Below are 25838 nucleotides of genomic sequence, written 5' to 3' on the forward strand. Positions count from 1 at the left end.
GAATTCCGTGCGGCCCGGTCGTCCTCCCGGCGGTGCCCGCGACGTACTCCCGCCGGAGTACCACGGATCACTGCCCCGCTATCGTGTCGCGTTCGGACACTCCATTCCCACGGGGGAAGCACGATGCGTGAGAAGTTACAGACCAAGGCGTTCGAGATCGTCGGCCCGGTGCTCCAGCCGGGAGAGCAGCCGGTCGCGGCGGTACGCACCAGCGTCGGCAAGTTCTCGTCAAGCCGGGCGGGCACCGTCCTGAAGAAGGGCCTGGTCATGGAGGGCGTCGGCGGGGTCGGCGCGGCCGTGCTGATGGCCCGGAAAGAACAGTTCGTGGTCCTCACCGACCGGCGGCTGATCTTCCTGCAGCAGACCATGCTGGGCGGCCCGGGCAAGAAGGTGCTCGGCGAGGTGCCGCGCCACCAAGTGTCGCTGGTGGAGGCCCAGATCGGCCTCTTCACTCTGCTGCGCCTGGCCTTCGGCAACCAGGGTGACGGGGTGGCGCTGACCTTCCCGCGCCAGGACAAGCGCAACGCCGAGGCCCTGGCCGCGGCGCTGGGCCACCGACCGGGCCCGGCCTGACCGAGAGCTTCACGTCGGGCCGGTCGGGACGACCGACCGGCCCGATCAGCCGGTGGGCAGGCTCAGCCCGTGGGCAGGCTCAGCCCGTGGGCAGGCTCAGCCGGTGGGCAGGCTCAGCCGGTGGGCGAAGCGGGACGCGATCAGGCGGTGGCTGGCCGCGTCGGGGTGGAGGCGGTCGGGTAGCGGGTGCTCGGCGTGGTCGGCCTCGCCGTACAGGTCGAGGCCGTCGACCAGGCTCAGGTGCTCGTCCGCGCGCACCCCGGTGATGCGCGCCAACTCGTCGCGGATCACGGTCAGCGTCAGCTTGTCGGGGCCGGGTTCGCCGGTCGCGACGAACGCGACCCGCCCCTCCCGGAGCGCCTCGACGTCGAACGCGCCCGGGCCCGGTGTGGTCTCGTGGATCGGGCAGTACAGCGGCGAGATCAGCACGATCGGCGTCGTGGGGTGCCCGTCGCGGATCGTGTCGAGCAGGCCGTGCACGGCCGGGGCGAACGCGCGGCGGCGCATCAGGTCGGCGTTGACCAGGTTGATGCCGATCTCGACGCTGATGACGTCCGCGTCGCTGTCACGCAGGATCCGCCCGATGAACGGGTCGAGCAGGGCGCTGCCGCCGAAGCCGAGGTTCGTGACGTCGGCACCGGCCGCCGCCGCGGCGAGCGCCACCCAGGTCGTGGACGGGCTCGCCGCGTTGGAGCCCTGGCTGATCGAGCTGCCGTGGTGCCACCAGCGCGGCCCGACGTGCTCGGCCGCGACGACCGGGGCGTCCGCCCGCAGCGCGACGAGCTCGGTCGACTCGTGATGCGGCAGCCAGATCTCGACGCGCTTGTCGCGTGCGGGCAGCCCGGCGAACGTGAGCGTGCCCGGTGCGCCGACCTGCCGGGTCACGGTGCCCGCGGCCAGGTCGACGGTGACCGTGTCGCCGCCGCCCACGCCGGCCTGCCCGGTGAGCACGCCGTCGACGAGCAGGTCGTAGACGCCGTCCGGCCGGTCGGGCACGCCCGGGAACTCCCGCCGGGTGCGGATGCTGTCCAGTTCGATCGCGGTGGCCGCGGTGCGCAACGCCAGCCGCACCCCGGCCGGCTGCGCCTCGACGGTGTCCAGCTGCGGGTCCTGAGCCTGGGCGCGGGCCCACGCCGGGAGCCGGTGCGGCCGCAGCCCGCGGTCGGTCCGCTCGAGTTCCAGGGCGCCGTGGATCAGTTCGGGGGTCAGCATGGCCCCGATAGTACTTCGGGAATTAGCTAGTTGAATTAGCCAGGACGCGTCCCAGCCGGGTGTGGTCGTGGTAGTCGTGCGTCTCGGCGATGAGCCCGTCCCGCGAGCGCAGGTACTGCACGTTCGACACGCGCGCCCGCGCGCCGGTGGTGGTCACGTGCACGTCGTAGACGAACTCGGCGATGACGACGTCCGGGTCGACGGTCTCGTGCACGACCGCGTTCGCGACCGTGAAGCGGACCGGCATCGACGTCATCCGGGCGAAGTGCGCAGCGATCTCCGCGCGGCCGTCCAGGACGGTCGGCTCGGGCAGGGCCAGCGGGATCGTGACGTGGGCGTCCTCGGCGTAGAGGTCGGCGAGCGCCGTCCAGTCGTCGGACGACAGGCCGTCGAGCAGCCGATGGAACAGGTCAGCAGCAGGCATGGTTCTCTCTCCTCTAGAATCGGAGTCGTGACTCCGATTTCTAAAGATACGGAGTGGCGACTCCGTTTGTCGAGGCCCCGATGACCACGGATCGCCCTCTGCGCGCCGACGCCCGGCGCAACCGCGCGAAGGTGCTCGACGCCGCCGAGACGGTGTTCGCCTCCCACGGCACCGGCGCCTCCACCGAAGAGATCGCGCAGGCCGCCGGCGTCGGCATCGGCACGGTCTTCCGGCACTTCCCCACCAAGGAGGCGCTGCTGGCGGCCGTGTTCGTGTCCCGGCTCGACCGGCTCGCGGCCCAGCTGCGCGCCGCCGCCGAGGAGCCCGATCCCGGGGCCGCGTTCCGCGAACAGATCGCGCTCGCCGTCGACTCGTCGCCCTCGAAGAACGCGATCGCCGACGCGCTGGCCGCGGCCGGCGTCGAACTGGACGCGGTGAAGGCCGGGGTGGGCACCGCCGTGCGCGACGCGCTCGACCTGCTGCTCCGCCGGGCCCAGAGCGCCGGCGCGGTCCGCCCCGACCTCGACGTGCCGACCGTGATGGCGCTGCTGATCGGTGCGTCGCACGGCGTCGAGGCCGCCGGGGACGACCCCGACCGGCGGGCGCGGGTGATCAGCGTCCTGCTGGACGGCATGAGCGCCCGGTGAGGCGGGCATGGCCGAGACATGACCGACCAGACCTTGCTCATCCTCGGCGCCAGCGGTGACCTGACCGCGCGCCTGCTCCTGCCCGGACTCGGGAAGCTCCTGGAACTCGGCGGCGCGAAAGACATCGCGCTGGTGGGCTCCGGAATGGACGACTGGGGCGACGAGCAGTGGCGCGATCGCGTGCGTACCGCGTTCGGCCGCGACGACCCGATCGACGCCCGCTACCTGCGTGCCGACGTCACCAACGGCGACGACCTCGAGCGCCTGCTCGGCGCGTGCCACGGTGAGATCGTGATCTTCTTCGCGCTGCCGCCCTCGGTCACCGCGAAGGCCTGCGCGGCGCTGCGTGACGTCGGTCTGCCCCCGGGCACCCGGCTCGTGCTCGAGAAGCCGTTCGGCGTCGACGAGAAGACCGCACACGCGCTGAACGCGCTGCTGGTGCAGCTCGTCCCGGAGGCGCGGATCCATCGCGTCGACCATTTCCTCGGCAAGTCGACGGTGCTGAACATCCTCGGGCTGCGGTTCGCGAACCGGATCTTCGAGCCGGTACTGAACAACCAGCACGTGGAGTCGGTCGACATCGTGTTCGACGAGGACCTGGGCCTGGAGAGCCGCGCGGGCTACTACGACGGCGCGGGCGCGCTCGTCGACATGATCCAGAGCCACCTGCTGCAGATCCTGGCGATGCTCGCGATGGACGCCCCGCCGAGCCTGGAGGCGCACGAGTTCCGCGACAGCAAGGCCCAGGTGCTGCGGGCGACGCACGTCTGGGGCGACGACCCGCGGGCCGCCAGCCGCCGGGCGCGCTACACCGCCGGGACGATCGGCGACCGGTCGCTGCCGTCGTACGCCGACGAGCCCGGCGTCGACCCGGCGCGTGGCACCGAGACGCTGGCCGAGGTCGTGCTCGCGGTCGACACGTGGCGGTGGGCCGGGGTGCCGTTCCGGCTGCGGTCGGGGAAGGCGGTCGGGAACCGGCGCAAGGAAGCGGTCGTGACGTTCAAGCCGGCGCCGTGGGTGCCGACCGGGCTGACCGGCCCCGACCGCCCGGACCGGCTCCGGATCCTGTTCAGCCCCGACCGGCTGGAACTCGACCTCGACATCAACGGCCCCGGCGACCCGTTCGTGCTGGACCCGGTGACGCTGGGATCCGACTTCGGGCCCGGGGACCTGCCGCCCTACGGCGAGGTGCTCCGCGGCGTGCTCGACGACGACCCGACGCTGTCGGTGCGCGGTGACACCGCCGAGATGTGCTGGCACATCGTCCAGCCGGTGGTCGACGCCTGGCGCGCCGGCGAGGTGCCGCTCCAGGAGTACCCCGCCGGCAGCGCCGGCCCCGCGGACTCGCTCCTGCCGGGCTAGGCCGGTCTCGGAGGTCGCCGGGTTCGGCGGCCGCCTCCCGGGGAAATCCGTGGCTCCGGTCAGGCCGCGGGGAGCACGCGGTGCCAGAAGCGGAACGCGCCGATCGTCGTCGGGCCGTTCGGGCCGACGGTGACCGCGTCGGTCGGGATGCCCGCCGGGCGGACCGGGGCCTCCTCGCGCGCCGGCTCGGCGGACGTGCGCGCCAGCTGCGCCCCGATCAGGCCCTGCAGCACGTAGGCGAAGTGCTGATCGCCCACCGGCGCCAGCGGCGCGCGCACCGGCCGCGATGCGGCGGTCGTCGCGTCGATGCTCGAAACCTGAGTCATGTCCACCTCCTCGGCTGTGCGGTCACCGGGCTCATCGGTGCCGGCCCGGCCGATGCGAGCTCCGCGGCCGCCCAGCTCCCGTCGCGCACCCACCCGGGGAGCCGCCCCGCTCACCGCAACCGGCGCACACCCGGAACGCACCCGGGGTGCTCCGCTCAGGGCACGACCGTGACCGGCCACTTGCCGGCCTTCACCAGGCGGACGGCGAGCGATCCCACCCAGCGGTGGCCCGCGTGCGTCGACGCGCCGACCACGACCGCGTCGGCCCGTTCGTCGCTCGCCACGCGGCAGATCTCGGTGAACGGGTCACCGCGGACCGCGAGGAACCGCACGGTGACCCCGGCCCACGTCGCCGACGACTCGATGCTCTCGCGCAGCTCCAGGATCGTCTGCTCGACGGCCTCCTCGGCGACCTGCATCGCCTCCGGCGACATCGACGCGAGCGCGGGCCGCGAGGCGACGTACACGACGAGGAACTCCGCGCCCTGACGGCGGGCCAGCCCGGCCGCGTACGCCCCGGCCCGGACGGACGTGGGGCTACCGTCCACACCGGCCAACACGAGCCCACTCCGGCGTTCCACGGGACATCACTATGCCGTACCGCGGAACGCCGGAGTGCGGACTTCAGTGCTCGTGGATCACGATGCCGCGCACGTTCTCGCCGTTGAGCAGATCGTCGTAGCCCTTGTTGACCTCGTCCAGGCGGTAGGTCCTGGTGATGATCTCGTCGAGCTTCAGGTTGCCGTTCTGGTACAGCCCGAGCAGCCGCGGGATGTCGGTGGTCGGGTTGCAGTCGCCGAACAGGCTGCCGCGCAGCTGCTTGCGGAACAGCGTCATGACCGACCCGGGCAGCTGGACGTTCACCGCGTCGAGCTTGTTGAGCGCGGTCAGCACGACGATGCCGGCCTTGCCGACCAGGTTGAAGCCGTCGCTGACGTTCTCGGTGGTGAGCAGGCCCGGGGTGAGGATCGCGGAGTCGGCCATCTGCCCGTGGGTGAGGTCGGAGACCGGCTGCAGCGCCTCACCGGCCGACGCGAACACGTGCGTGGCGCCGAGTTCCAGCGCCTTCGCGCGCTTGTTCTCCAGCGGGTCGATCGCGACGACGTTCTTCGCGCCGGCGAACGCCGAGGCCTGCACGGCGTTGATCCCGATCCCGCCGACGCCGAGAACCACGACCGTGTCCCCGGGCTTCACCTCGGCGGTGTTGATCGCCGAACCCCAGCCGGTCGGCACACCGCACCCGACCAGCACCGCCTTGTCCAGCGGCAGGTCGTCGTCGACCTTCACGACCGAGCTCTGGTGGATGACGCCGTACTGGCTGAACGTGCCGAGCAGGCACATCGCGCCGTACTCGCCGGAGCGGCCGGTGATCGGGAAGCGCCCGCCGGGCAGCGAGCCCTCGAGGAGCGTCGCCCCCAGGTCGCAGATCGACTGCTGGCCGTTCGCGCAGTACCGGCAGGTGCCGCAGTTCGGGATGAACGAGCAGACGACGTGGTCACCGGGCTTCACGCGGGTGACGCCCGGCCCGACCTCCTCGATGACGCCGGCCCCCTCGTGACCGAGCACCATCGGCAGCCTGGCCTCGAGGTCACCGTGGGCGATGTGGACATCCGAGTGGCACAACCCCGCGTAGAGGTACCGGATCAGCACCTCTCCGTCGCGCGGGCGGTCCAGTTCGACTTCTTCGATCTCGATCGGCTTACCGGGCTCGTAGACGACGGCGGCCTGGGTTTTCATGGGCGCTCCTCGCTCTGACGTTGAGCTGGATACGCCTCATCGTGACCCCGCGCCCGCCGATCCGGAACCCACTTCGTCAGAAACAATCGAGTCGTACGCTGCGGGCATGGGCAGCTACCGGGGCGAAGCGGGGCTCCGCGCGTTCCGCGCCGAGCTCGCCGACACCCTCGTCGACCAGGACCTGGTCGCCGGCGAGGGGCCGTTCCGGGCCCGCCTCTCGGTCGCCGGGATCGGCGGCGTCGGGTTCGTCGACGCGGACGTCTCGCCGGTGCGCTCGCACCGCAGCGCCGGCGACGTCCCGGCCGGCAGCGGCGTGTTCCTGTTGCGGGCCCGGTCCGCGGACGGCGTCATCGAGCACCGGGGCGGCGCGGAGCCGATCCGGCCCGGGCGCCTGGTGGTGGTGCCGGCCGGCGAGTCGTTCGCGGTCTCCTACCGCGGCCCGGCCCGGCTCACGTTCCTCGCGGTGCCCGGCGCGGTCGTCGAGCGGCGCTACCCGCGGTTCGCCGGGCCGATCCGCGGCACCACGCTCTCGCCGTTCGCGCACCGGCTGTTCGGCGCGCTGCGCAGCGTCGCACCGGGCGAGGCCACGACCGCCGCGGCGGTGCTCGACGCGCTGCTCGGCACGGTCGCCGGTGGGCTGGTGCCGTCCGGCCCGGCCGACGCGGTGCGCGCGGGCGCCGCCCGCCTCGTCGACGAGCACCTCGGTGACCCGCGGCTCGGCGTCGCGTTCCTCGCGTCCCGGCTGGGGGTGTCGGTGCGTACCGTGCACCGCGCGTTCGCCGAGGGCGGCGAGAGCGCGGCCGCCTCGATCCGGCGCCGCAGGCTGGAGGAGGGGGCCAGGCGGCTGCGTGACGGCACGCCGGTCGGCGTCGTCGCGGCCGACCTCGGGTTCGCCTCGGCGTCGCGCTTCGCCGAGCAGTTCCGGGCCCGCTACGGCTGCCCGCCGTCGCGGTGGCACGAGCGGGCGGACCCCGTGGCACGAATCGTGTCGCCGGGCTGACCAGCCGATTCCTAGCCTCCGGGCATGAGATTCGTACTCGTGCACGGGTCCTGGCAGGACGAGCGGTGCTGGGCCGGGACCGTCACCGCGCTGGAGAGCCAGGGCCACGAAGCCCACACGCTGACGTTGCCCGGCAACGGCCACCGCGCCGAGCCGGGCGTCACGATGGCCGCGACCGCCGCCGCGGTCTCCGACCTGATCGAGGACCGGGACCTGACCGACGTCGTGCTGGTCGGGCACAGCTTCGGCGGTGCGGTGGTGCAGCTCGCCGCGCTGCGGGTGCCCGACCGGCTGGCCCGGCTGGTGTTCTACAACGCCTACGTGCTCGCCGACTCCGCGTCGGTGTTCTCGTACGTGCCGGCGTCGGCCGCGGCGGCGTTCGGGACGCTGGCCGCGCCGGACGGGACGCTCACGCTGCCCTGGCCGTACTTCCGCGACCACCTGCTCAACGACGCCGACGCCGAGACCGCGAAGCGCGCGTACGAGCTGACCTCGCCCGAGCCGCTGGCGCGCAGCGCGGAGCCGGTGGACCTGGCCGGGTTCGCGGAGCTGGCGGTGCCGCGGTCGTACGTCTACGCCTACGGCGACAACGTGTTCCCGGCGGCGGAGTTCAGCTGGCACCCGGGGATGTCGCAGCGGCTGGGCGACTTCCGGCTCGTCGTGGTGCCCGGCGGCCACGAGCTGATGTTCTCCGACCCCGGCGCGCTGGCGGTCGCGCTGATCGACGCCGGCCGGGAATGAGCCTGCTCGACGCGCCGCTCGCGCGGATCGCGGCCGCGGTGCGGGCCGAGCCGGGCCTCGGCCCGCAGCTCGCCGCCGAGGCCAGGCGCCGGATCGCGGCGCGCCCGGAACTGGGCGCGGTCGTGGAGCTGGTCCCTCCGGCGGACGCGTCCGGAGCGGGTGGGGTCTTCGGGGCCGACGGGGCGCTCGGGGCCGACGGGGCGCTCGGGGCCGACGGGGCGCTCGCCGGGGTGCCCACGCTGCTCAAGGACCTGCAGGCCGACGCGGACGACCTTCCGCTGCGGCGCGGTTCGCGGGCGCTGGCCGATGCCCGGCCGGTGGGTGACTCGACGCTCGTGGGGCGGCTCCGGGGCGCCGGTGCGGTGATCCTGGGCCGCACCAACACCCCGGAGTTCGGGCTCGGCATCACGACCGAACCGGCGCTCTGGGGGCCGGTGCGCAACCCGTGCGATCCGGGGCGGTCGGCAGGCGGGTCGAGCGGCGGCGCGGCGGCCGCCGTCGCGGCCGGGCTGGTGCCGTTCGCGCACGCGACCGACTCCGGCGGGTCGGCGCGCATCCCGGCGGCCTGGTGCGGGGTCGTCGGGTTCAAGCCGAGCCGCGGGGTGAACCCGGCCGGCCCGCACCGGCTCGACGACTGGTTCGGGCTCAGCCACGAGCACGCGATCACCCGCACGGTGGCCGACACCCGCCTGGTCCTCGCGGTGACCGCAGGCGCCGCGCCCGGCGAGTGGCTCCCCTGCCCCGCACCCGAGCGGGGAGTGGCGCCGCTCCGCGCGCCGAGCGGCGTGCCCGAGCGCGGAGCGGCGCCGGAACCTGGGGCGGTGCGGGTCGCGGTGCTCACCGCCGGGCCGTCCGGAGCCGCGGTGCACCCGGCCTGGGCCGCGGCGGCCGACGGAGCCGCCGGGGCGCTCGCCGACCTCGGGCACGACGTCCGGGCCCTCGCGCCGGTGGACGAGGCGAGCCGGATCGGGCCGCTGTTCGGCACGATCGCCGGTGCGCACCTCGCCCGCCTGGTGCCGCCCGACCGCGACGCGCTGCTCGAGCCGGCCGTCCGCGAGGTCGTCGAGCGGGGGCGGGGGCTACGCGCGACCGACCTGGTCGGGGCGCTGCACGACCTGCACCGGCTGGCCTTCGACCTGGCCGCGCGCTTCGCCGGGGTCGACGTGGTGCTGAGCCCCACCACGGCGTGGCCGGCGCCGCCGCTCGGCACGGTCACCACCGCGCGTCCGGCCGCGGAGCTGTTCGGGGAGATCTTCCGGCTCTCGCCGTTCGTCGCGATGTTCAACGTCACCGGCGGGCCGGGCATCTCGATCCCGTGGGGCCGGGACGGTGACGGCATGCCGGTCGGTGTCCATCTCGGAGCCGCCCCGGGTCGGGACGGCCTGGTGCTGACGCTGGCCGAGTCACTCGAGGCGGCCGCACCCCGAGGCGTCAGGGCGCGGCCGGGACGTCCAGGCCGATCACCCGGCTGAGCAGGGCACGCAACGTGTCCTGCTCGCTCTGGCTGAGCGCACCCAGCTGGTCGGCGAGCCGCGCGTCGGCGCGCTCCCCGACCCGGACCGCGGCCCCGCGGCCGCGCTCGGTCGGCACGACGAGCTTGGTGCGGCGATCGGCCGGCGACGGGCGGCGCTCGACCAGGCCGGCCCGGTGCAGGTCGTCGACGAGCGCGACGACCTGGCTCGGGTCGAGCGCCAGCACCTCGGCCAGGTCACGCTGGGAGAGCCCGGAGTCCGACTCGCAGACGAGCGCGAGGACCGAGTACTGACGGACCCGCAGCCCGTCCTCGGCCAGCGCCGCGTTCGTCGCGCGGACCAGCTGGCCGCTCGCCCGGGACATCAGGAATCCGATGTTGTCGACGAACGGCATTAGATGAGCTCCTCATTAATTGACACTCTCAATGGTTCACTCTAGCGTGGCCCTATGGATCTGTCCGGCAAGGTAGCCATCGTCACTGGTAGTGGACGGGGCCTGGGTCTGGCCTACGCCCAGCGGCTCGCCGCCCACGGCGCGAAGGTCGTCGTGAACGACGTCGACGCCGCGGTCGCCGAGGCCGCGGTGAAGTCGATATCCGGCACCGCGGTCGCCGAGGTCGTCCCGGTAGGCAGCAGCGAGGCCGCGCAGGCGCTCGTCGACCGCGCCGTCTCCGAGTTCGGCCGCCTCGACATCCTGGTGAACAACGCCGGCATCCTGCGCGACACCACGCTCTGGAAAATGACCGACCAGCAGTTCGACGAGGTCATCACCACCCATCTGCGCGGCACGTTCACCTGCACCCGCGCCGCCGCGGTGAAGCTGCGTGAGCAGGGCGAGGGCGGGCGGATCATCTGCATCGGCTCCCCCACCGGCCAGGTCGGCAACTTCGGGCAGACGAACTACGCCGCCGCGAAGGCCGGCATCGTCGGCATGGTCCGCACCTGGGCGATGGAGCTGGCCCGCGCCCGCATCACCGTCAACGCGGTGGTGCCGGTGGCCGCGACCGCGATGACCGAGACGCTGCCGTTCGTCAAGCCGTACATCGAGGCGCTGCGCAACGGCGAGGAGCTGCCGCCGTTCGCCCGGCGGGAGCTCGGTTTCGGCACGCCGGAGGACGCGGCCGGGCTGATCGCGTTCCTCGCCTCCGACGCGGCCGAGGGCATCACCGGGCAGGCCGTCGGCATCGGCGGCGACCGCCTCGCGCTCTGGAGCCACCCCACCGAGGTGGCGGTCGAGTTCGCGGACGGCACCGGCTGGTCGGCCGACGCGATCGCGGACGTCTGGCCCGACCGCTTCGCCGCCTCCCAGCAGACCGTGGGGCAGCAACTGCCCGAGGCACCGCAATGAACGTCGACGCCCTGACCGCGATCGACGTCCACGTCCACGTCCACGCCGACCAGCACGGTCACCTCGCGCTGGACCCGGAGTTGTCGGGTGCGGCGGCGAAGTACTTCAAGGGCGAGCCGTACGACCCGACCGTGCCGGAGATCGCCGAGGACTACCGGCGCCTGAACATGGCCGCGGTCATCTTCACCGTCGACGCCGAGGCCGCGACCGGTCAGCCCGCGCTGTCGAACACCGAGATCGCCGACCTGGCCGCGCAGTACCCCGACGTGCTGATCCCGTTCGGGTCGATCGACCCGGCGCGGGGCAAGGCCGGGGTGCGCGCGGCCCGCCGGCTGGTCGAGGAGAAGAACGTCCGGGGCTTCAAGTTCCACCCGAGCTTCCAGAACTTCCTGCCCAATGACCCCGCGGTGTACCCGCTCTACGCGGAGCTCGAGGCGCTCGGCGTCCCGGCGCTGTTCCACACCGGCCAGACCGGCATCGGCGCGGGGCTCCCCGGCGGCCGCGGCATCAAGCTGCGCTACTCCGACCCGATGCTGCTCGACGACGTCGCCGCGGACTTCCCCGGCCTGACGATCATCATGGCGCACCCGTCGGTGCCCTGGCAGGACGCGGCGATCTCGGTCGCCACCCACAAGGCCAACGTGTACATCGACCTGTCCGGCTGGTCGCCGAAGTACTTCCCGCCGCAGCTCGTCCACGCCGCGAACCGCCAGCTCAAGCACCAGGTGCTGTTCGGCTCGGACTACCCGCTGATCCGCCCGGAGCGCTGGGTCGGCGACTTCGAGAAACTCGAGATCAAGGACGAGGTTCGTCCGCTGATCATGAAACAGAACGCGATCAAGGCCCTAGGGTTGGGCCGTGCGTAACGCGGGCCTCGGGTCGTGGCCGGAGCGGCGTCGGACGATCTCGCCGCACCGGGACGCGCTGTGGTTCGAGGGCGTGACGACGTCGCACCTGCAGTTCTCCGACCGGATCCGGCGGGTCGCGGGCGCGCTCGCGGGGCTCGGCGTCCGGCCGGGCGACCGGGTCGCGTGGCTCGGCACGAACCATCCGGCCGCGCTCGAGACGCTCTACGCGTGCGGCCAGCTCGGCGCGGTGTGGGTGCCGGTCAACGCGCGGCTCACCGCGCCCGAGGCCCGCTACGTGCTCGAACACTCCGGCACGTCGGTCGTCGTCCACGGCAAGGACCACGGGCACGTCGCGGACGCGCTGCGGTCGCAGACGCACGTGCGCCACTGGGTGGCGGCGGAGCCGCCCACCGGTGACTCGCTGCCCTACGACGAACTGCTCACCGACCCCGAGTTCCGCGACCTGAACGTCGCGCTCGAGGACCCGTGCCTGATCATGTACACCTCGGGCACCACCGGGCGCCCGAAAGGCGCGGTGCTCACCCACGGCAACATGACCTGGAACGCCGTGAACCAGTTCATGGGCATGGACTTCGCGCAGGACGAACGCACGCTGGCGCTCGCCCCGCTCTTCCACATCGGCGGGCTCAACGGCACGGTGAACCCGACGCTCCTGCGCGGCGGCTGCGCGGTGCTCGTGCGCCGGTTCGACCCGGCCGAGACGCTCGCGGTGATCGAGGAGCAGCGGGTCACGTCGTTCTTCGCCGTGCCCACGATGCTCGACGCGATGTCGCGCCAGGACGGGTTCGCCACCCGGGACCTGTCGGCGTTACGCACGATCGGCGCCGCCGGTGCCCCGCTGCCCCTCCCGACGCTGCGCACCTGGCTCGACCGCGGCGTCACCATGCAGCAGTGCTACGGCATGACCGAGGCCGCGCCGGGCTGCACGGTGCTCGACTCGACCGACGCCGTGCGCAAGGTCGGCTCGGCGGGCAAGCCGGTGTTCTTCACCGACCTGCGGGTGGTCCGCCCCGACGGGACCGAGGCCGGCCCGGACGAGGTCGGCGAAGTCGTCGTGCAGGGCCCGAACATCATGGCCGGGTACTGGAACGACCCGGTGCGGACGTCCGAGGTGCTGGTCAACGGGTGGTACCACACCGGGGACGCCGGGTCGGTGGACGCCGAGGGCTACCTCTACATCCGCGACCGCTACAAGGACATGATCATCTCCGGCGGCGAGAACGTGTACCCGGCCGAGGTCGAGTCGGCGTTGCTGGAGCTGCCCGGTGTGCTCGAGGCCGCGGTGATCGGCGTCCCCGACGAGAAGTGGGGTGAGGTCGGGCTCGCGTTCGTCGTGACGTCCGGTGACGCCACCCCGGACGCTCTGCGCGACGCGCTGCGCCAGCGGCTGGCGGGCTTCAAGGTGCCGCGCGAGATCCGGTTCGTCCCCGAACTCCCCAAGACCGCCACGGGCAAGATCTACAAGCCCGACCTCCGGAAGGAACTCCAGTCATGAGCACCACGACCACGGTGGCCGAACTCCCGAAGCTCGCCGGCACGGAGCTCGGCTCCAGCGACTGGTTCGAGGTCACGCAGGAGCGGGTGAACCTGTTCGCCGACTCCACCGGCGACCACCAGTGGATCCACACCGACCCGGAGCGCGCGAAGGCCGAGAGCCCGTTCGGTGGCCCGATCGCGCACGGCTACCTGACTCTGTCGCTGCTGATCCCGATGTGGTCGCAGGTGCTCACGGTCACCGACGCGACGATGGGCGTGAACTACGGGCTGAACAAGGTGCGTTTCCCCGCGCCGGTGCCGGTGGGCTCCAAGATCCGGCTCACCGCGACGCTCACCGGCGTCGACGAGGTCGACGGGGGCTACCAGCTCACGGTCGCCGCGGTGATCGAGGCCGAGGGCGCCGCGAAGCCGGTGTGCATCGCCGAGCCGATCTTCCGGACGTACGGCCCGCGCTGAGTCACCCGAGGTCGCGCAGCCGGGCGTCGAGAAAGCGGCGTTCGGCCGGCGTGGGCACCGTGCGCAGGGCCGCGCGGTAGGCGTCGGCGGCCTCGGCCGGGCGGTCGAGGCGGCGGAACAGGTCGGCGCGGGTCGCATGGAACAGGTAGTAGTCCTCGAGCCCGGTGAGGGCGTCCACCAGCGCCAGCGCCGCACCGGGGCCGTCGGCCTCGCCGACCGCGACCGCGCGGTTGAGCTCGGTGATCGGGCCGGGCGCGAGGCGCGCGAGCTCGGTGTAGAGGCCGACGATCTGCGCCCAGTCGGTGGCGCCGGCGGTGGGTGCGGTGGCGTGGCAGGCCGCGATCGCCGCCTGGAGACCGAACGGTCCGGCGCGGCCGCGACGCAGTGCCCGCTCGCAGAGCTCGGCTCCTTCGGCGATCAGGCCCCGGTCCCAGCCGGACCGGTCCTGCTCGCTCAACGTCACCAGCTCACCGCCGGCGTCGACGCGGGTGGGCCGGCGCCCCTCGTGCAGCAGCATGAGCGCGAGCACGCCGAGCACCTCGGCCTCGTCGGGCATCAGCACGGCGAGCTCGCGGGTGAGCCGGACGGCCTCCTGGCTCAGGCGCACGGCGGCCGGGTCGCCGTAGCCGGCGTTGTAGAGCAGGTACAGCACGTGGAGCATCGCGGCGAGGCGGTCGGGCAGCGCCTCGGGCGGCGGTACCCGGAACGGGATCCCGGCGTACCTGATCTTCTGTTTGGCCCGGAACAGGCGCTGGCCCATCGTCTTCTCGGACACCAGGAAGGCCCGCGCGATCTCGGCCGTGCTGAGTCCGGCGAGCGTGCGGAGCACCAGCGCCACCTGCGCTTCGAGGCTCAGCGCCGGGTGGCAGCAGGTGAACATGAGCTCGAGGCGCTCGTCGGGGATGCCGGTGCCCGGCGTCTCCGGGGGCTCCGGGGGGAGCTCCCGGAGTTTCGCCTGCTCCACCCCCGCGCGCCGGATCCGGTCGATCGCGCGCCGGCGCGCGGTGGTGGTCAGCCAGGCCAGCGGCTGCGCGGGGACGCCGGCGGCCGGCCACGTGCGCAGCGCCTGCGCGAACGCGTCCTGGGCGCACTCCTCGGCGAGGTCCCAGTCGCCGCCGGTGAAGCGGATCATCGTCGCCACGATCCGGCTCCACCCCTCGGCGTAGACCGCCGCGACCCGCGCGTTGACCGCGGTGTCCCGGTCCGGGGGCGTGGCGGTGCCGTCGCGGGCCGGGTCGGTCACTCGCCCAGCGGCCAGACCGGGCGCAGTTCGATCAGGCCGCGCCAGGCCATCGGGTGCTTGGACGCGACCTCGATGGCCTCGTCCAGGTCGGCGCAGTCCAGGACGTCGAAGCCCGCGATCTGATCCTTGGTCTCGGCGTACGGGCCGTCGGTGAGCAGCACCTCGCGCTGACGCACCCGCACGGTCGTAGCGTCGGTCGCGGGCCGGGTGCGGTCGCCCAGCAGACGGGTTCCGCGCGCGTTCATCTCGTCCACCCAGTCCTCGATCGCGGGCGCACCGTCGTTCTCATCGGGCGTGTGCTCGGGGTCGGTGCACACCAGCATCAGGTATTTCATCGTCGTGCTCCCTGGCTGAGGTCGGTCGCCATCGCGACGATGGTCGTGGTCATGATCCGGCAGAGGCGGACCAGGCGGTCGTCGACCGACCGCGGGTCCTGTTCGGCGTCCGCGCGGAGGCCGGTGCGGCCGGGTCCGTGCGTGAACGTGTGCCGCACGACGGTGCCACCGGGTTCGGCGGTGGGGCGCAGTTCGTAGCGCCAGGTCGAGCCGATGTCACCGGCGGCGTCGAGGACGTGCCAGGCGAAGGTGCTCGGCGGCTGGGCTTCGGTGACCACGCACGTCACCGTACTTTCGAGTCCGCTCGGGAAGCGGTTGTGCCCCTGGAAGCGGGCACCTTCGACCGGACCGGTGCCGGGGTCGCACCAGTTCGCGGCGTTCGTCTCGGGGCTCCACTCGCCGATGCGCTCGATGGCGGTGACGAGATCCCACAGGTGTTCGCGGTTCCCTGGAACGGTCAGCGCGACCGTTACTTCGGCGCCGGTCACCAAATCCATGATGGGCTCCTTTCCCGTTGTCCCGACGAGTGACGAACGGGAAAGGCGCCTCACTACCGTCGCGTCAGAGAATTCTTCCGACGTGGCTCACGCCGGCGGGCGCTTGCGGACCAGGGTGGTGCGCACGGCGGTGGCGACGACCTCGTCGTGCTGGTTGCGGCCGGTGTGCGTGAACGTCAGGATCCCCTCGCCCGGGCGGCTCGCGGATTCGCGCCGGTCGGTGACGACGGTCTCGGCGTAGAGGGTGTCGCCGTGGAACAGCGGCTTCGGGAACGTCACCGCGCCGAAGCCGAGGTTGGCGACGATGGTGCCCTGGGTCAGCTGCGCCACCGACAGGCCGACGAGCGTGGAGAGCGTGAACATCGAGTTGACCAGCCGCTGCCCGAACGCGGTGCCCTCGGCGAACGCCGCGTCCAGGTGCAGCGCCTGGGTGTTCATGGTCAGCGTCGTGAACAGCACGTTGTCGGCCTCGGTGACCGTGCGGCCGGGGCGGTGGTCGTAGACGACGTCGGTCTCGAACTCCTCGAACCACAGGCCCCGCTGCACGATGCGTTTCACAGGCCGGCCTCCCGCGCGATGAGCATCAGCTGCACCTCGGTGGTGCCCTCGCCGATCTCCAGGATCTTGCTGTCCCGGTAGTGCCGGGCCACCGCGTACTCGTTCATGAAGCCGTAGCCGCCGTGGATCTGGGTGGCGTCGCGCGCGTTGTCCATCGCCGCTTCGCTGGCGACCAGCTTGGCGATCGACGCCTGCTTCTTGAACGGCTTCCCGGCCAGCATCCGCGCGGCCGCGTCGTAGTACGCGACCCGGGCGGTGTACGCACGCGCCTCCATCCGCGCGATCTTGAACGCGATCGCCTGGTGCCGGCCGATCGGCGAGCCGAACGCCACCCGCTCCTTCGCGTACCGCACCGACTCGTCGACGCAGCCCTGCGCGGCCCCGGTCGCCAGCGCCGCGATCGCGATGCGCCCCTCGTCGAGGATCCGGAGGAAGTTGGCGTAGCCCCGGCCGCGCTCGCCGAGCAGGTTCTCGCCCGGCACCCGGACGTCGTCGAACGACAGCGGGTGCGTGTCGGAGGCGTTCCAGCCGACCTTGTCGTACGCGGGCTCGGCGCGGAAACCCGGCGTCGAGGTCGGCACGAGGATCGTCGAGATCTCCTTCGGCCCGGTCACCGCGGTCACCGTGACGAGCGTCGTGATGTCGGTGCCGGAGTTCGTGATGAACTGCTTGGAGCCGTTGACCACCCACGAGTCGCCGTCGAGGCGCGCGGTCGTGCGCGTACCGGACGCGTCGCTGCCCGCGCCGGCCTCGGTGAGCCCGAACGCGGCCAGCGCGCGCCCGGACGTCAGCGACGGCAGCCAGGTCTCCTTCTGGGACGCGCTGCCGAACCGGTACACCGGCATCGCGCCGAGCGACACCCCGGCTTCGAGCGTGATCGCGACGCTCTGGTCGACCTTGCCGAGCTCCTCCAGCGCCAGGCAGAGCGAGAAGTAGTCCCCGCCCTGGCCGCCGTGCTCCTCGGGGAACGGCAGGCCGAACAGCCCCATCTCGGCCATGCCGGCCACGACCTCGTACGGGAACGAATGCTCGGCGTCGTGCTTGGCGGCCACCGGAGCGACCACCTTCTGGGCGAAGTCCCGGACGGCCAGCACCAGATCGCGCTGGTCCTCGGGAAGCAGGTCGTCGCTCATACCCGGTCCTTCAGTTAGTCGTCATTAACTGAAGCTAGCGTAGCGGCCAGCGCCATCCCCCGGAGGATCTCCCGCGAACGGCCGGGCGGTGCCGCCGCCGCGCTGTAGGGCGTCGAGTTGATCAGGCCGAACACGGCGTGGGCCTGCACCCGGGCGTCGTCCTCGGCCAGCCCGGGCCGTACCGCGCACAGCACGGTCACCCACAGCTCGACGTAGGTGCGCTGGGTCTGGCGCACCCGGTGCAGCGCGTCGGCAGGCAGCGCGGTCAGGTCACGGTCCTGGATCCGGATCAGCTCCGGCTCACCGAACGCGAAGTCCAGGTGGAAATCGACGAGCCCGTGCAGCGCCCGGTCGGGAGTGCTCGCGCCGACGACGACCGCGTGCCCGCCGCGCAGCAGGCGGTCGCTGATGCCGACCATGATCTCGACGAGCAGGGCTTCCTTGCTCGCGAAGTGGCGGTAGACGGCCGGGCCGCTGATGCCGACGGCGGCGCCCAGATCCTCCAGGCGCACGCCGGGGAACCCGCGCTCGGCGATCAGCTCCGCACCGGCACGCAGCAACTGCCGACGCCGGTCGGCCTTCTGCATGCTCCGCCGCGTGGGCTCGGCGAGCTCCATCACCGCTCCGTCCAGCTCAGTTAACCGAAGTTTACTCAGCCGACACGGCGTTTAGGTAACCGCCCACCGAGACAGGAAACAGACGTGACCCTGCCCTCGCGATTACTGCGATCGCGCGACTGGAACACCGTCTCCGCCGCGCTGTACCTCGATCCTCCGGTCGCCGAGCCGTTCCGCACCGCCGCCACCGACGACCTGCTCGTCGTCACGGTCCTGAGCGGCCACTACACGATCGCGAGCGCCTCCGGGCGGACCACCTACCACCCGGGTTCGGTCGGACTGACCGCGCCGGGCAACACCTCCGAGCTGCGCTGGACGGCGCTGCGCCCAGACCCGATGGAGTCGGTCCACATCCGGCTGCGACCGGCGCTCTTCGCGGGCGCGACCGGTCTGCCCGACGCCCTGGTCACCAACGATCCGCTGGTCAGCGCCCTGGGCACCTCGCTCGGCGACGCGGTGCGGCGCGACGCTCCGACGCTCTACGCCGACACGATGGCGCAGGCGCTTGCCGTCCAGCTCGCCTCGCACCCCCGCCGCGACCCCGGCCCGCTGGGCCGGCGGCAGGTCGACCGCGTCGTCGGGTACATGCACGCCCATCTCTCCGACGACGTGACTCTCGACGCGCTGGCCGCGCAGGCGAACGTCAGCAAGTACCACTTCGTCCGACTGTTCACCCGCGCGACCGGCCGCACACCCCACCGCTACCTGCGCGACCTGCGTCTGCGTCGCGGCGCCGAGCTCCTGGCCGGGCCGGAGTCCGTGCAGCGCATCGCGCTCGCGTGCGGCTATCGCAGCCCGGGGCAGTTCGCCACCGCGTTCCGCCGCGAGTACGGCGTCTCCCCCACCGACTACCGGCGTGGGGAGAGCAGGTCGGAGAGCCCGACGCGCTCGTAGAACTCCGACCGCACCCGGTCGCCCACCGCGTTGACCTCCTCGGCGCCGTCGTTCGCCGGGTCGATGTGCACCCGGAACGGCCGCTCCCCCCTGGGCAGACCCACGACGCGGACGATCTGGCGCGCCACCTCCTCCGGGTCGGCGTCGGGCGGGGCGAGTGCGGCCAGCTTCTGCGACACCTGGTCGAGCAGGCCGGCGTAGCGCTCGTCGTACGCCGCGACGATCTCCTCGTCGGACGCGTGCCCGGCGTGCGCGAAGTGGTTCGTGCCGGTGGTGAACGAGCCCGGCACGATGATCGTCGTGTCGATGCCGAAGCGGGCGAGCTCGGCGGCGTAGCTGACCGCGAGGGCGTCCTCGGCCGCCTTGGCCGCGAAGTACGGCGCGAGGTAGGGCGGCGTTCCCCCGCGCGTGCTGCTCGACCCGACCCAGACCAGCAGGCCGTCGCCGCGCGCACGCAGCCCCGGCAGCACGGCCCGGTTGACCCGCTGGGTGGACAGGACGTTGGTGTCGTACACCTCGGCGAGCTGCTCGGGCGTGAACGCCTCGGTCGGCCCGAGCACCATGTGTCCGGCGTTGTGCACGACGACGTCGAGCTCGCCGGCCTGCTTGACCGCGGCGTCGACCGACGCCTGGTCGGAGACGTCCATCTCGACGACGTGGGCGTACTCGCCCGCCGTCTCGGCGGCCCGGCGGTTGCGGTCGGCGATGTTGCGCATCCCGGCGTAGACGGTGTGGCCGGCGTCGGCGAGCGCCTTCGCGGTCATCGCGCCGAAGCCGCTGGACGCGCCGGTGATCAGGATCCGGCTCATCAGGCGATCCCTCCGTTGACGTACACGGTCTGGCCGTTGACCCAGCGGCCGGGGCCGGCGAGGAACGCCACCGCCTCGGCGATGTCCTCGGGCACCCCGAGGCGCTCCAGCGGGGCCTGCTTCGCCATCCGGTCGACGGTCTCGGAGTCCTTGCCGTCCAGGAACAGCGGTGTCGCGGTGGGGCCGGGCGCGACCGCGTTCACCGTGACGTCCCGCCCGCGCAGCTCGCGGGCCAGGACCGGCGTGAGCGCGTCGACGGCGCCCTTCGAGGCCGCGTAGGCCGAGTAGGTGGGCAGCGCGAGCTTGACGACCGAGGTCGAGAAGTTGATGATCGCGCCGCCCTCGCGGACGCGCTGGACGGCCTGCTGGTTGACGACGAACGTGCCGCGGATGTTGGTGCGGTGCATGCGGTCGAGGTCGTCGAGTTTCAGCTCGGCGAGCGGGGCGAGAATCATGATTCCGGCCGTGTGGACGACGACGTCGACGCCGCCGTACTCGCGCTCGGCGGTCTCGAAGAGCGCGGCCACGTCGGTCTCCTCGGCGACGTCGGCCTGGGCGGCGGTGGCGGTGCCGCCCGCTTCCCGAATCGCGTCCACGACCACGTCGGCGCGGCGCGGGTTGCCCGCGTAGTGCACGAGCACGTTCATTCCGTCGGCGGCCAGACGCTGCGCGACCGCGCGTCCGATGCCGCCGGATCCTCCGGTGACCAGGGCTGTTCTTGTCATGCACCTCTGGTGCCCCGGCCTCGCGCGGTCACCTTCCCCGGCGTTGCGCCCCTCGTCCCCAGGATTGCTCTTCCGTACTGGGTCCGACGTGCTCGTCGAGCCAGGCGAGCACCGGGGCCGCCGTCCGCCAGGTCTCGCGGACGAACACGCGGCCCTCGTCGGCGCCGATCCCGCCGCCGGCCGGTCGCCGCCGCCCGAGCGTGACGCTGGTGAGCCGGAGCAGCTCGATGCGGGGGTGGTCCCGCGGGATCCCCCGCGGCGCGGTCGCCAACCCCTGGCTCCACTGTTCGAGCCCCGCGTCCACGGCGTCGGCGACACGCGCGGCCAACTCGTCGTCCACCGCCGCGCGGTAACGGACGAGCTGGTCGCGGGCCATCCGCCAGTACCCGGTGCCGGCGGCCAGCCCGTCGGCCGAGATCGCGGCGAACAGGCCGGCCGGGCTGAGCGACGACCCGGTCAGCAGGCCGTAGGTCTGGGTCTTGTACGGGGACTTGTCGGCCGCGAACCGCACGTCCCGGTGCTGGCGGAACACCTTCACCTCGCCGCCGAGCTCCGCGGCGAGGTCCGCGAGCAGCGCACCGAACCGCCCGCGGACCTCCCGCTCGTAGTACGCCCTGTGCGCGCCGAAGTACTCCCGCGAGTTGTCGGCCTCCAGTCCTTCGAACCACGCGACGACCCCGGCGTCGAACCCTGCGAACTCCCCCATGACCATATTCTGCCCATCGCGAGCGCCTCAGCCGAGCACCAGGACCCCCAGCAGCAACACGGCGGCGCCCACGAGAACCCAGATCCCGATCTGGATCAGTACGTACTTGGCCGCCGCCATCGTCCCGACCGTGTGCAGCTGTTCGGCCAGCAAGGTCAGCTCCGCGGCGGCCGACTGTTCGAGAGCCTCGATGAGCACCTCAACGTCGCGGGCGCGCGCCGCGTCTCCGAAGTACGCGACCGCACCCACGGACCTGCCCCTGGGCCGCGCGAGTCGCGGATATACCGCGGCCAGGAACAGCACTGCGCTCGTCAGGAAACCCAGGGCACTCAACCACCAGAAGGGCTCCGCCACCGGCCCCAGCAGCGACGGACGCCACGAGCGGGCCGCCAGCGTGCCGCCTCCGACGCTGGCGACCAGCCCGACGGTCGCCAGCAGCAGCGCCGCTTTTGTATCGGCCCGAGCCCTTTCCTCGCGCGCCTCGGTGAGCATTCGGCGGGCGTAGACGAGCGGCGCTTCCGTGTCCATCGGAGTCACGAAGGCTTGTGCCCGTTTTCTGCAAGCATCGACGCGAGATGATCCGGGAGCGGCAGACCGGCCCAGTCCATCAGCCGCTTCAGCGCCGAGTCGTACGCCGCCTCGAACTCGAGGAGCCCGGCCCTCTCCGCCGCGTCGCGCGCCTCCAGCACGATGGCGACGAGTTCCTCGTCCTTCTCCTCCCGGTTCACTGACAGGTCGTCCACGATGTCAGGCGCCCGGTTCGGATCATGGGCGAGACGTAGCAGGTACCGGGCCAGGAAGGGCGGGGGTTCCTCCCCCGGCGTGTTGATCCCGATGTCCGCTAGGAGCTTCTGCCAGTCCGCAACCCGCTCGCGGTGGTACTCAATCAGGGTCTCCGAGAAGGCGTGCTCAGCCGCTCGAGCGAAGACCCGGTCGAATTTCTCTTGATGGAGCCTCTGCACGCCGTCGTGGACCGAGATCTCCGCCCGCGCGGACCAGGTCAGTCGTCCGCCTTTGACGTGTGCGTTCTCGGCCAACGCCGCGAGGCGCTCGTTCAGTTCCCGTTCGGCGTCGAGTGCCTGTTCCGGTGGGAACGACCGCATTGTCCTGCGGGTTTCTTCCAGAATGCTCTCCCAGACGGCAGCGCGATAGGGCTCAGCATGCCGGGTCAGGCTTGCGACGCCGAAGGCTACGCCGGTCCAGCCGCATCGAAGCCGGACCGAGAAGTCGTAGATGTCACCGGCCGAGGGAACGGCGATTGGCTCCGCCATGGTGAACGGGGCGTAATAGGTGCGTCGCCACCGCGGAGTCAGCAGCCAGGCCAGTATTCGCGACGGCAAGCTCGCCGTCGGGCGGACCGGCACGGCAAGCCGTGCTGGTGGCTCCACAGTGCTGTCCGGCTTCGACTCTTTGGCCTGCAGAAGTCTGGACGCTTGCTTCGGGGTGATCGGGCGACGGTTTCCCAAGCTCATGAGCGCGCTCCCTGCGGAACGAGAAGGTGGGCGAGTAGGCGTTCGGACTCCGGTCGCGGCGCACGCCAACCGGCCCGCCACACCCGGGCGTAGAACGTGAGCTTGATCCGAATCCGGTCGTGCTGGTGGAGCGCCGCGAGGAGCCGGCGGCACACTGCCCGGAGCACGGGATCGGTATCAGAGCGCTCGACCCACCGGGCCAGCAGACGCCAGCCGTCGCCGAACACCTCCGAGCGTGTCAACGCCAAACTCCACGCCCACACGAACAGCTCCCAATGCCGGGCGTTCGTCGTCAGGGTCGTACGCAGCTCCGCAGGGAACGCCCCCACGGCGTACTCGCCGACCAGCAGTGCGCACCGCGCTGCGGTCAAGCTCAGCGCGGCCGTCGCATCCCGTCCCCGGCCGACGTCGCGCCGGGGTGCTGTGGCGACCCTTCGGTACCACTCGTCGAGCAAGGTGAAGACGTGCTCGGCGCCGCCTGGCTGGACGAGGATCTTGGTGAACACCGCCGCTCCGGCGTAGGACCAAGCGTGTTGCTGTTGCGGTGCCGCATAACGCAGAAGGGCGAGCGCAGCCGGCACCTGATCCTCATCGAGTGTTCGGCTGTAGACGAGCAGCGCGACCTGCCGCCACGGGAACGCACGATAGGTCCAACCACTGACCTCGCGCGCGAACGCCGCCCCCGTCCGGGAATCGGCCAGGATCACTTGTGCGGCCAGACCGGCGGCACGCCGGCCGGCCGCGTTCTCGTTGATCCACTTGTCGATCCGCTCCTTCACGGCCGCGAAATCGTAGACGGCCAGCCGTCCCACGGCTTGCGCCGCCCGAAGGCGAAGCTCCGGTTCCGCGTTCAGTCCCGGCACACCGCCGACGGCCAATCGGTGCAACCATTCCAGGAGCATTTCGCCCACGAGGTGGTAGTCGTTCCAGACGACCTCGAGGATGACGTCAGCCATCTGGGGCTTCTGCAGACGAACCGTACGACGTCCCACCGGGTCCAGTCCGGTATCCGCAGTGGGAACCTGGGGGTCTGCCTCCAGCCATGTCAGCAACGCGGGAGTCGGTTGCGTGAACGGCACCATGGCCTTCGCCAGATCCGCGTCGTCCGCGGCGAGGTACTGGGCCAAGGACGTGGTCGCCTTCGTCACCGACGCCAACGGCAGACCGTAGAAGATCGCGGCCGAGACGAGGAACGCACGCCGGAAGAGCTGAACGCATTCCGGATTCGCAGCGCCGGCGGACGACTCGTCCGCCGCCTTCGGCTCGCCGGACGCGCCGCCGGCCTCCGCGTTCCCCGGTGGATCGATTGCCGCCGCTCGGAACTTCTCGAGCGCCGTCCGCCGGAGTTTGCTCCGGAACGTGTACGGACGGCCGGAACGGACGGCGTCGCCCAATTCCAGCGCGATCGTGCTGACCTCGGACAGCGGCGCACCAACGAGCACCCCGCGGACGTCCGCCGAGCCGAGCAGATCCTCCGGTACCCCGATGCGGTCCCGACGGTGGAGCAGAGCCCGCAGGACGGCGAGCGAATCAGGTGCGGCGTGCGAGACCACAGCTCCTGGCACTACGACCTCGGGCGCGAGCAACAACACGATCTTCGTCGTGCGGCGCGCGGCGACGCTCCGGACGTGCTCGACGGTCTCCTCGATGGAATGGGCCAGGAGGGCGCTCACACCGATCACATAGCCGGTGCCTACTTCGAGATCGTCCGGCCGGAGACGCTGTGGATCCGTGGTGGCCGTTCCACCGAACGCGTCCACCCCGACGACCTCGTGGAGTGCGCGGATCGCCAGCGTCTCGCGCCCGGACCCCACCTGTCCGCGTACGCACACCACTCCGTCGGGCGCGGTGTTCAACGCCTCGATCAGACGGCGCAGGCTGGTCGCGCCACTTTCGTCAGGCGTCCCTTCGACGAAGTAGTCCTGCAGTTGAGTGATCCACTCTCGACTGCGTGGGTTCCAGGCGATTCCCAGGAATCGGCGCGCTCCGGCTTCAAAGAAGTTGTTGACAATATCGTTCCCGGCCGACTGGGAGTGGTCGCCGAGCGATGCGGTGCCCTGATTCGTGTCGATCCTGCGGCCGCCAGGCCCGGTGAAGAGGCGAACGCCCTCCTGCCGGAAATCGTGAAGCAACTCCTCTTCCGTCGGGTTGTAGTCGTCATCGCGCAGCGCCTCCCCCGCGGCGCCCTCGTCTTTGAGACCCTTGCGGGTCTTCTTCTCGCGCTTCGGCCGCTTGTCGTCTTTGTCGTCGTTCTTGTCGGTCCCCGGGGTACCAGCGGGCTCGGTGGTCGTAACACTGTCGTCGGCGGCCGGTCCGCCGTCCGCCGGCGCCGGTTCGGTCGCTTGATCCGTCGCGGTCTTCGCGTCGTCGTCGTCGCTCATCGCCGCGAACCGGCTCCCCACGACAGAGTGCCGTGAACGTCGCCGCCGGCCGCCACACTGTGGTCCCCCATCGCGACGACGCCTGAATTGGTGCCGACCGAACGGCCCGCAGCGGGAGGACCGGGTGGGGCTGGAGCGTGGGCTTGCTCTCGTGGGTGACCGGAGCCCACCGGCAGCAGTCGCACGAAATAACGCAGGCCTGCGGCCTTCGAGCCGGCTCCGATCGTCTGCTCCGCGAACTGCTCTGGTCGCAGGTCACGGGCTCCGGCCCCGACCGTCTCCCGGTGCATCCACTCCGTCAGCACCAGGACCACCGACGCCTCCGGCGCATCGCGCAGCGCCTCCCGTCCGCCCGGGGCGTCGAGAATGCGTGCAGTCTCGACGACCGGGTCGCCAGCCCAGTTGATACCGGCGGCGACGTGACCGCACCCCAACGCCAGGCGTACCCGGAGAGCGCCGGCGCGCGTTCGGTCCCGATTGCGACGCGCGAGTCGCGCGGCCAGTTCGCGGGGCAGGTCGGCGACGAGTCGAGCCGACGACAGCGCGGGCGGCGCCAGCAGGAGCGCACCGTCGCCCGTCTCCTGCACCTCGCGCGGGTCGATCGAGACCCGGAACTCGGCGAAGGCGGCTTCCACGATCTCCTGGAGATCGCGCCGGATCTCGGACTGCCCCCGTCGATCGCGCCCGCTGTAGTCCTCGATGTCGAGCCCCACGATCGATCTGAACTCGGCTTCCTCGTTACCCATCCCTGCTCCCCACCTCGGCGATCAGGACACTCTCCACGGACGCGGAATCCGAGAAAAG

General features: G+C 72.0%; 30 protein-coding genes. 11 read left to right on the forward strand and 19 right to left on the reverse strand.

Annotation, left to right across the window (positions count from 1 at the left end):
- Positions 1 to 123: 123 nt before the first annotated feature.
- Positions 124 to 573 carry a hypothetical protein gene (locus CRYAR_RS23745; RefSeq protein WP_035855341.1) on the forward strand — a complete coding sequence of 150 codons (450 nt, stop codon included), beginning with the start codon at positions 124 to 126 and terminating at the stop codon, positions 571 to 573.
- 96 nt (positions 574 to 669) lie between these two features.
- On the opposite strand, the gene CRYAR_RS23750 is transcribed toward CRYAR_RS23745, so the two are convergent.
- Together CRYAR_RS23750 and CRYAR_RS23755 are read right to left on the reverse strand one after the other, a co-directional pair.
- Positions 670 to 1785: an SGNH/GDSL hydrolase family protein gene (locus CRYAR_RS23750; RefSeq protein WP_035855342.1), complete on the reverse strand. Its 1116-nt coding sequence runs from the start codon at positions 1783 to 1785 to the stop codon at positions 670 to 672.
- 22 nt (positions 1786 to 1807) lie between these two features.
- Positions 1808 to 2209 carry a nuclear transport factor 2 family protein gene (locus tag CRYAR_RS23755; RefSeq protein WP_051570858.1) on the reverse strand — a complete coding sequence of 134 codons (402 nt, stop codon included), beginning with the start codon at positions 2207 to 2209 and terminating at the stop codon, positions 1808 to 1810.
- Between the two features lie 80 nt (positions 2210 to 2289).
- On the opposite strand from CRYAR_RS23755, the gene CRYAR_RS23760 reads away from it, so the two are divergent.
- Together CRYAR_RS23760 and CRYAR_RS23765 are read left to right on the forward strand one after the other, a co-directional pair.
- Positions 2290 to 2856, forward strand: coding sequence for a TetR/AcrR family transcriptional regulator (locus tag CRYAR_RS23760; RefSeq protein WP_035855345.1), 567 nt, complete (start codon positions 2290 to 2292; stop codon positions 2854 to 2856).
- A gap of 18 nt (positions 2857 to 2874) precedes the next feature.
- Positions 2875 to 4218, forward strand: coding sequence for a glucose-6-phosphate dehydrogenase (locus CRYAR_RS23765; protein ID WP_035855346.1), 1344 nt, complete (start codon positions 2875 to 2877; stop codon positions 4216 to 4218).
- 59 nt (positions 4219 to 4277) lie between these two features.
- On the opposite strand, the gene CRYAR_RS23770 is transcribed toward CRYAR_RS23765, so the two are convergent.
- The 3 genes from CRYAR_RS23770 to CRYAR_RS23780 form a co-directional block, all read right to left on the reverse strand.
- Positions 4278 to 4544 (reverse strand): hypothetical protein, encoded by a 267-nt coding sequence (locus tag CRYAR_RS23770; protein WP_157018010.1) that lies wholly within the window; start codon positions 4542 to 4544, stop codon positions 4278 to 4280.
- A gap of 155 nt (positions 4545 to 4699) precedes the next feature.
- The gene (locus CRYAR_RS23775; RefSeq protein ID WP_035855348.1) at positions 4700 to 5125 is read right to left on the reverse strand and encodes a universal stress protein; all 426 of its coding nucleotides are present in this window, start codon (positions 5123 to 5125) and stop codon (positions 4700 to 4702) included.
- Positions 5126 to 5168: 43 nt separating this feature from the next.
- The gene (locus CRYAR_RS23780) at positions 5169 to 6281 is read right to left on the reverse strand and encodes an NDMA-dependent alcohol dehydrogenase (RefSeq protein ID WP_035855350.1); all 1113 of its coding nucleotides are present in this window, start codon (positions 6279 to 6281) and stop codon (positions 5169 to 5171) included.
- A 106-nt stretch (positions 6282 to 6387) separates the two neighbouring features.
- Here CRYAR_RS23780 and CRYAR_RS43520 point away from each other — a divergent pair, with 106 nt between their 5' ends.
- Genes CRYAR_RS43520 through CRYAR_RS23795 form a run of 3 tightly spaced genes read left to right on the forward strand, consistent with a single transcriptional unit; the run spans position 6388 to position 9494 of the window.
- The gene (locus tag CRYAR_RS43520; RefSeq protein WP_051570859.1) at positions 6388 to 7281 is read left to right on the forward strand and encodes a helix-turn-helix domain-containing protein; all 894 of its coding nucleotides are present in this window, start codon (positions 6388 to 6390) and stop codon (positions 7279 to 7281) included.
- A gap of 24 nt (positions 7282 to 7305) precedes the next feature.
- On the forward strand, positions 7306 to 8022 hold the full coding sequence (locus tag CRYAR_RS23790; protein WP_035855351.1) for an alpha/beta fold hydrolase: 717 nt from the start codon (positions 7306 to 7308) through the stop codon (positions 8020 to 8022).
- Positions 8019 to 9494, forward strand: a complete 1476-nt coding sequence (locus tag CRYAR_RS23795) for an amidase (protein WP_051570860.1) — start codon at positions 8019 to 8021, stop codon at positions 9492 to 9494. The genes CRYAR_RS23790 and CRYAR_RS23795 overlap by 4 nt, the downstream gene beginning before the upstream one ends.
- On the opposite strand, the gene CRYAR_RS23800 is transcribed toward CRYAR_RS23795, so the two are convergent.
- Positions 9454 to 9888, reverse strand: a complete 435-nt coding sequence (locus CRYAR_RS23800) for a MarR family winged helix-turn-helix transcriptional regulator (RefSeq protein WP_035855352.1) — start codon at positions 9886 to 9888, stop codon at positions 9454 to 9456. The two genes, CRYAR_RS23795 and CRYAR_RS23800, sit on opposite strands and share 41 nt — an antisense overlap.
- A 54-nt stretch (positions 9889 to 9942) precedes the next feature.
- Here CRYAR_RS23800 and CRYAR_RS23805 point away from each other — a divergent pair, with 54 nt between their 5' ends.
- From CRYAR_RS23805 to CRYAR_RS23820, 4 genes are read left to right on the forward strand one after another with little or no spacing between them, the layout of a single operon-like run.
- Entirely contained in the window at positions 9943 to 10842 is a 900-nt protein-coding gene (locus CRYAR_RS23805) for an SDR family oxidoreductase (RefSeq protein ID WP_035855353.1), read from the forward strand.
- Positions 10839 to 11708 (forward strand): amidohydrolase family protein, encoded by an 870-nt coding sequence (locus CRYAR_RS23810; RefSeq protein ID WP_035855354.1) that lies wholly within the window; start codon positions 10839 to 10841, stop codon positions 11706 to 11708. Before CRYAR_RS23805 ends, CRYAR_RS23810 begins: the two co-directional genes overlap by 4 nt.
- The gene (locus CRYAR_RS23815; RefSeq protein WP_035855355.1) at positions 11701 to 13206 is read left to right on the forward strand and encodes an acyl-CoA synthetase; all 1506 of its coding nucleotides are present in this window, start codon (positions 11701 to 11703) and stop codon (positions 13204 to 13206) included. Before CRYAR_RS23810 ends, CRYAR_RS23815 begins: the two co-directional genes overlap by 8 nt.
- Positions 13203 to 13664, forward strand: a complete 462-nt coding sequence (locus CRYAR_RS23820) for a MaoC family dehydratase (protein WP_035855356.1) — start codon at positions 13203 to 13205, stop codon at positions 13662 to 13664. The genes CRYAR_RS23815 and CRYAR_RS23820 overlap by 4 nt, the downstream gene beginning before the upstream one ends.
- A gap of 1 nt (position 13665) precedes the next feature.
- On the opposite strand, the gene CRYAR_RS23825 is transcribed toward CRYAR_RS23820, so the two are convergent.
- From CRYAR_RS23825 to CRYAR_RS23850, 6 genes are all read right to left on the reverse strand, one after another.
- Positions 13666 to 14907, reverse strand: a complete 1242-nt coding sequence (locus tag CRYAR_RS23825; protein WP_051570861.1) for an RNA polymerase sigma factor — start codon at positions 14905 to 14907, stop codon at positions 13666 to 13668.
- Positions 14904 to 15242, reverse strand: coding sequence for a YciI family protein (locus CRYAR_RS23830; protein WP_035855357.1), 339 nt, complete (start codon positions 15240 to 15242; stop codon positions 14904 to 14906). Before CRYAR_RS23830 ends, CRYAR_RS23825 begins: the two co-directional genes overlap by 4 nt.
- On the reverse strand, positions 15239 to 15739 hold the full coding sequence (locus tag CRYAR_RS43525; protein WP_051570862.1) for an SRPBCC family protein: 501 nt from the start codon (positions 15737 to 15739) through the stop codon (positions 15239 to 15241). Before CRYAR_RS43525 ends, CRYAR_RS23830 begins: the two co-directional genes overlap by 4 nt.
- Positions 15740 to 15826: 87 nt before the next feature.
- Positions 15827 to 16297: a MaoC family dehydratase gene (locus tag CRYAR_RS23840; protein ID WP_035855360.1), complete on the reverse strand. Its 471-nt coding sequence runs from the start codon at positions 16295 to 16297 to the stop codon at positions 15827 to 15829.
- A complete protein-coding gene (locus CRYAR_RS23845; RefSeq protein WP_035855361.1) occupies positions 16294 to 17430 on the reverse strand; it encodes an acyl-CoA dehydrogenase family protein in 1137 nt (378 codons plus the stop codon). The genes CRYAR_RS23840 and CRYAR_RS23845 overlap by 4 nt, the downstream gene beginning before the upstream one ends.
- Positions 17431 to 17444: 14 nt before the next feature.
- Positions 17445 to 18047, reverse strand: coding sequence for an SACE_7040 family transcriptional regulator (locus CRYAR_RS23850; protein WP_035855362.1), 603 nt, complete (start codon positions 18045 to 18047; stop codon positions 17445 to 17447).
- Positions 18048 to 18131: 84 nt separating this feature from the next.
- On the opposite strand from CRYAR_RS23850, the gene CRYAR_RS43530 reads away from it, so the two are divergent.
- Complete coding sequence (locus tag CRYAR_RS43530; RefSeq protein WP_051570863.1) at positions 18132 to 18941, forward strand: helix-turn-helix domain-containing protein; 810 nt, start codon at positions 18132 to 18134, stop codon at positions 18939 to 18941.
- On the opposite strand, the gene CRYAR_RS23860 is transcribed toward CRYAR_RS43530, so the two are convergent.
- Genes CRYAR_RS23860 through CRYAR_RS43540 form a run of 7 tightly spaced genes read right to left on the reverse strand, consistent with a single transcriptional unit; the run spans position 18896 to position 25747 of the window.
- A complete protein-coding gene (locus tag CRYAR_RS23860) occupies positions 18896 to 19750 on the reverse strand; it encodes an SDR family oxidoreductase (protein WP_035855363.1) in 855 nt (284 codons plus the stop codon). The genes CRYAR_RS43530 and CRYAR_RS23860 overlap by 46 nt on opposite strands.
- Positions 19750 to 20475 (reverse strand): SDR family oxidoreductase, encoded by a 726-nt coding sequence (locus CRYAR_RS23865; RefSeq protein ID WP_035855364.1) that lies wholly within the window; start codon positions 20473 to 20475, stop codon positions 19750 to 19752. The genes CRYAR_RS23860 and CRYAR_RS23865 overlap by 1 nt, the downstream gene beginning before the upstream one ends.
- Before the next feature lie 28 nt (positions 20476 to 20503).
- A complete protein-coding gene (locus CRYAR_RS23870; protein WP_035866078.1) occupies positions 20504 to 21181 on the reverse strand; it encodes a DUF2461 family protein in 678 nt (225 codons plus the stop codon).
- Between the two features lie 27 nt (positions 21182 to 21208).
- On the reverse strand, positions 21209 to 21709 hold the full coding sequence (locus CRYAR_RS43535) for a Pycsar system effector family protein (protein WP_157018012.1): 501 nt from the start codon (positions 21707 to 21709) through the stop codon (positions 21209 to 21211).
- 5 nt (positions 21710 to 21714) lie between these two features.
- Complete coding sequence (locus tag CRYAR_RS23880) at positions 21715 to 22653, reverse strand: hypothetical protein (protein ID WP_157018014.1); 939 nt, start codon at positions 22651 to 22653, stop codon at positions 21715 to 21717.
- On the reverse strand, positions 22650 to 25034 hold the full coding sequence (locus CRYAR_RS23885; RefSeq protein WP_157018016.1) for a hypothetical protein: 2385 nt from the start codon (positions 25032 to 25034) through the stop codon (positions 22650 to 22652). Before CRYAR_RS23885 ends, CRYAR_RS23880 begins: the two co-directional genes overlap by 4 nt.
- A complete protein-coding gene (locus CRYAR_RS43540; RefSeq protein WP_157018018.1) occupies positions 25031 to 25747 on the reverse strand; it encodes a hypothetical protein in 717 nt (238 codons plus the stop codon). The genes CRYAR_RS23885 and CRYAR_RS43540 overlap by 4 nt, the downstream gene beginning before the upstream one ends.
- Positions 25748 to 25838 lie beyond the last annotated feature (91 nt).

The organism is Cryptosporangium arvum DSM 44712, from assembly GCF_000585375.1.
Lineage (GTDB): Bacteria > Actinomycetota > Actinomycetes > Mycobacteriales > Cryptosporangiaceae > Cryptosporangium > Cryptosporangium arvum.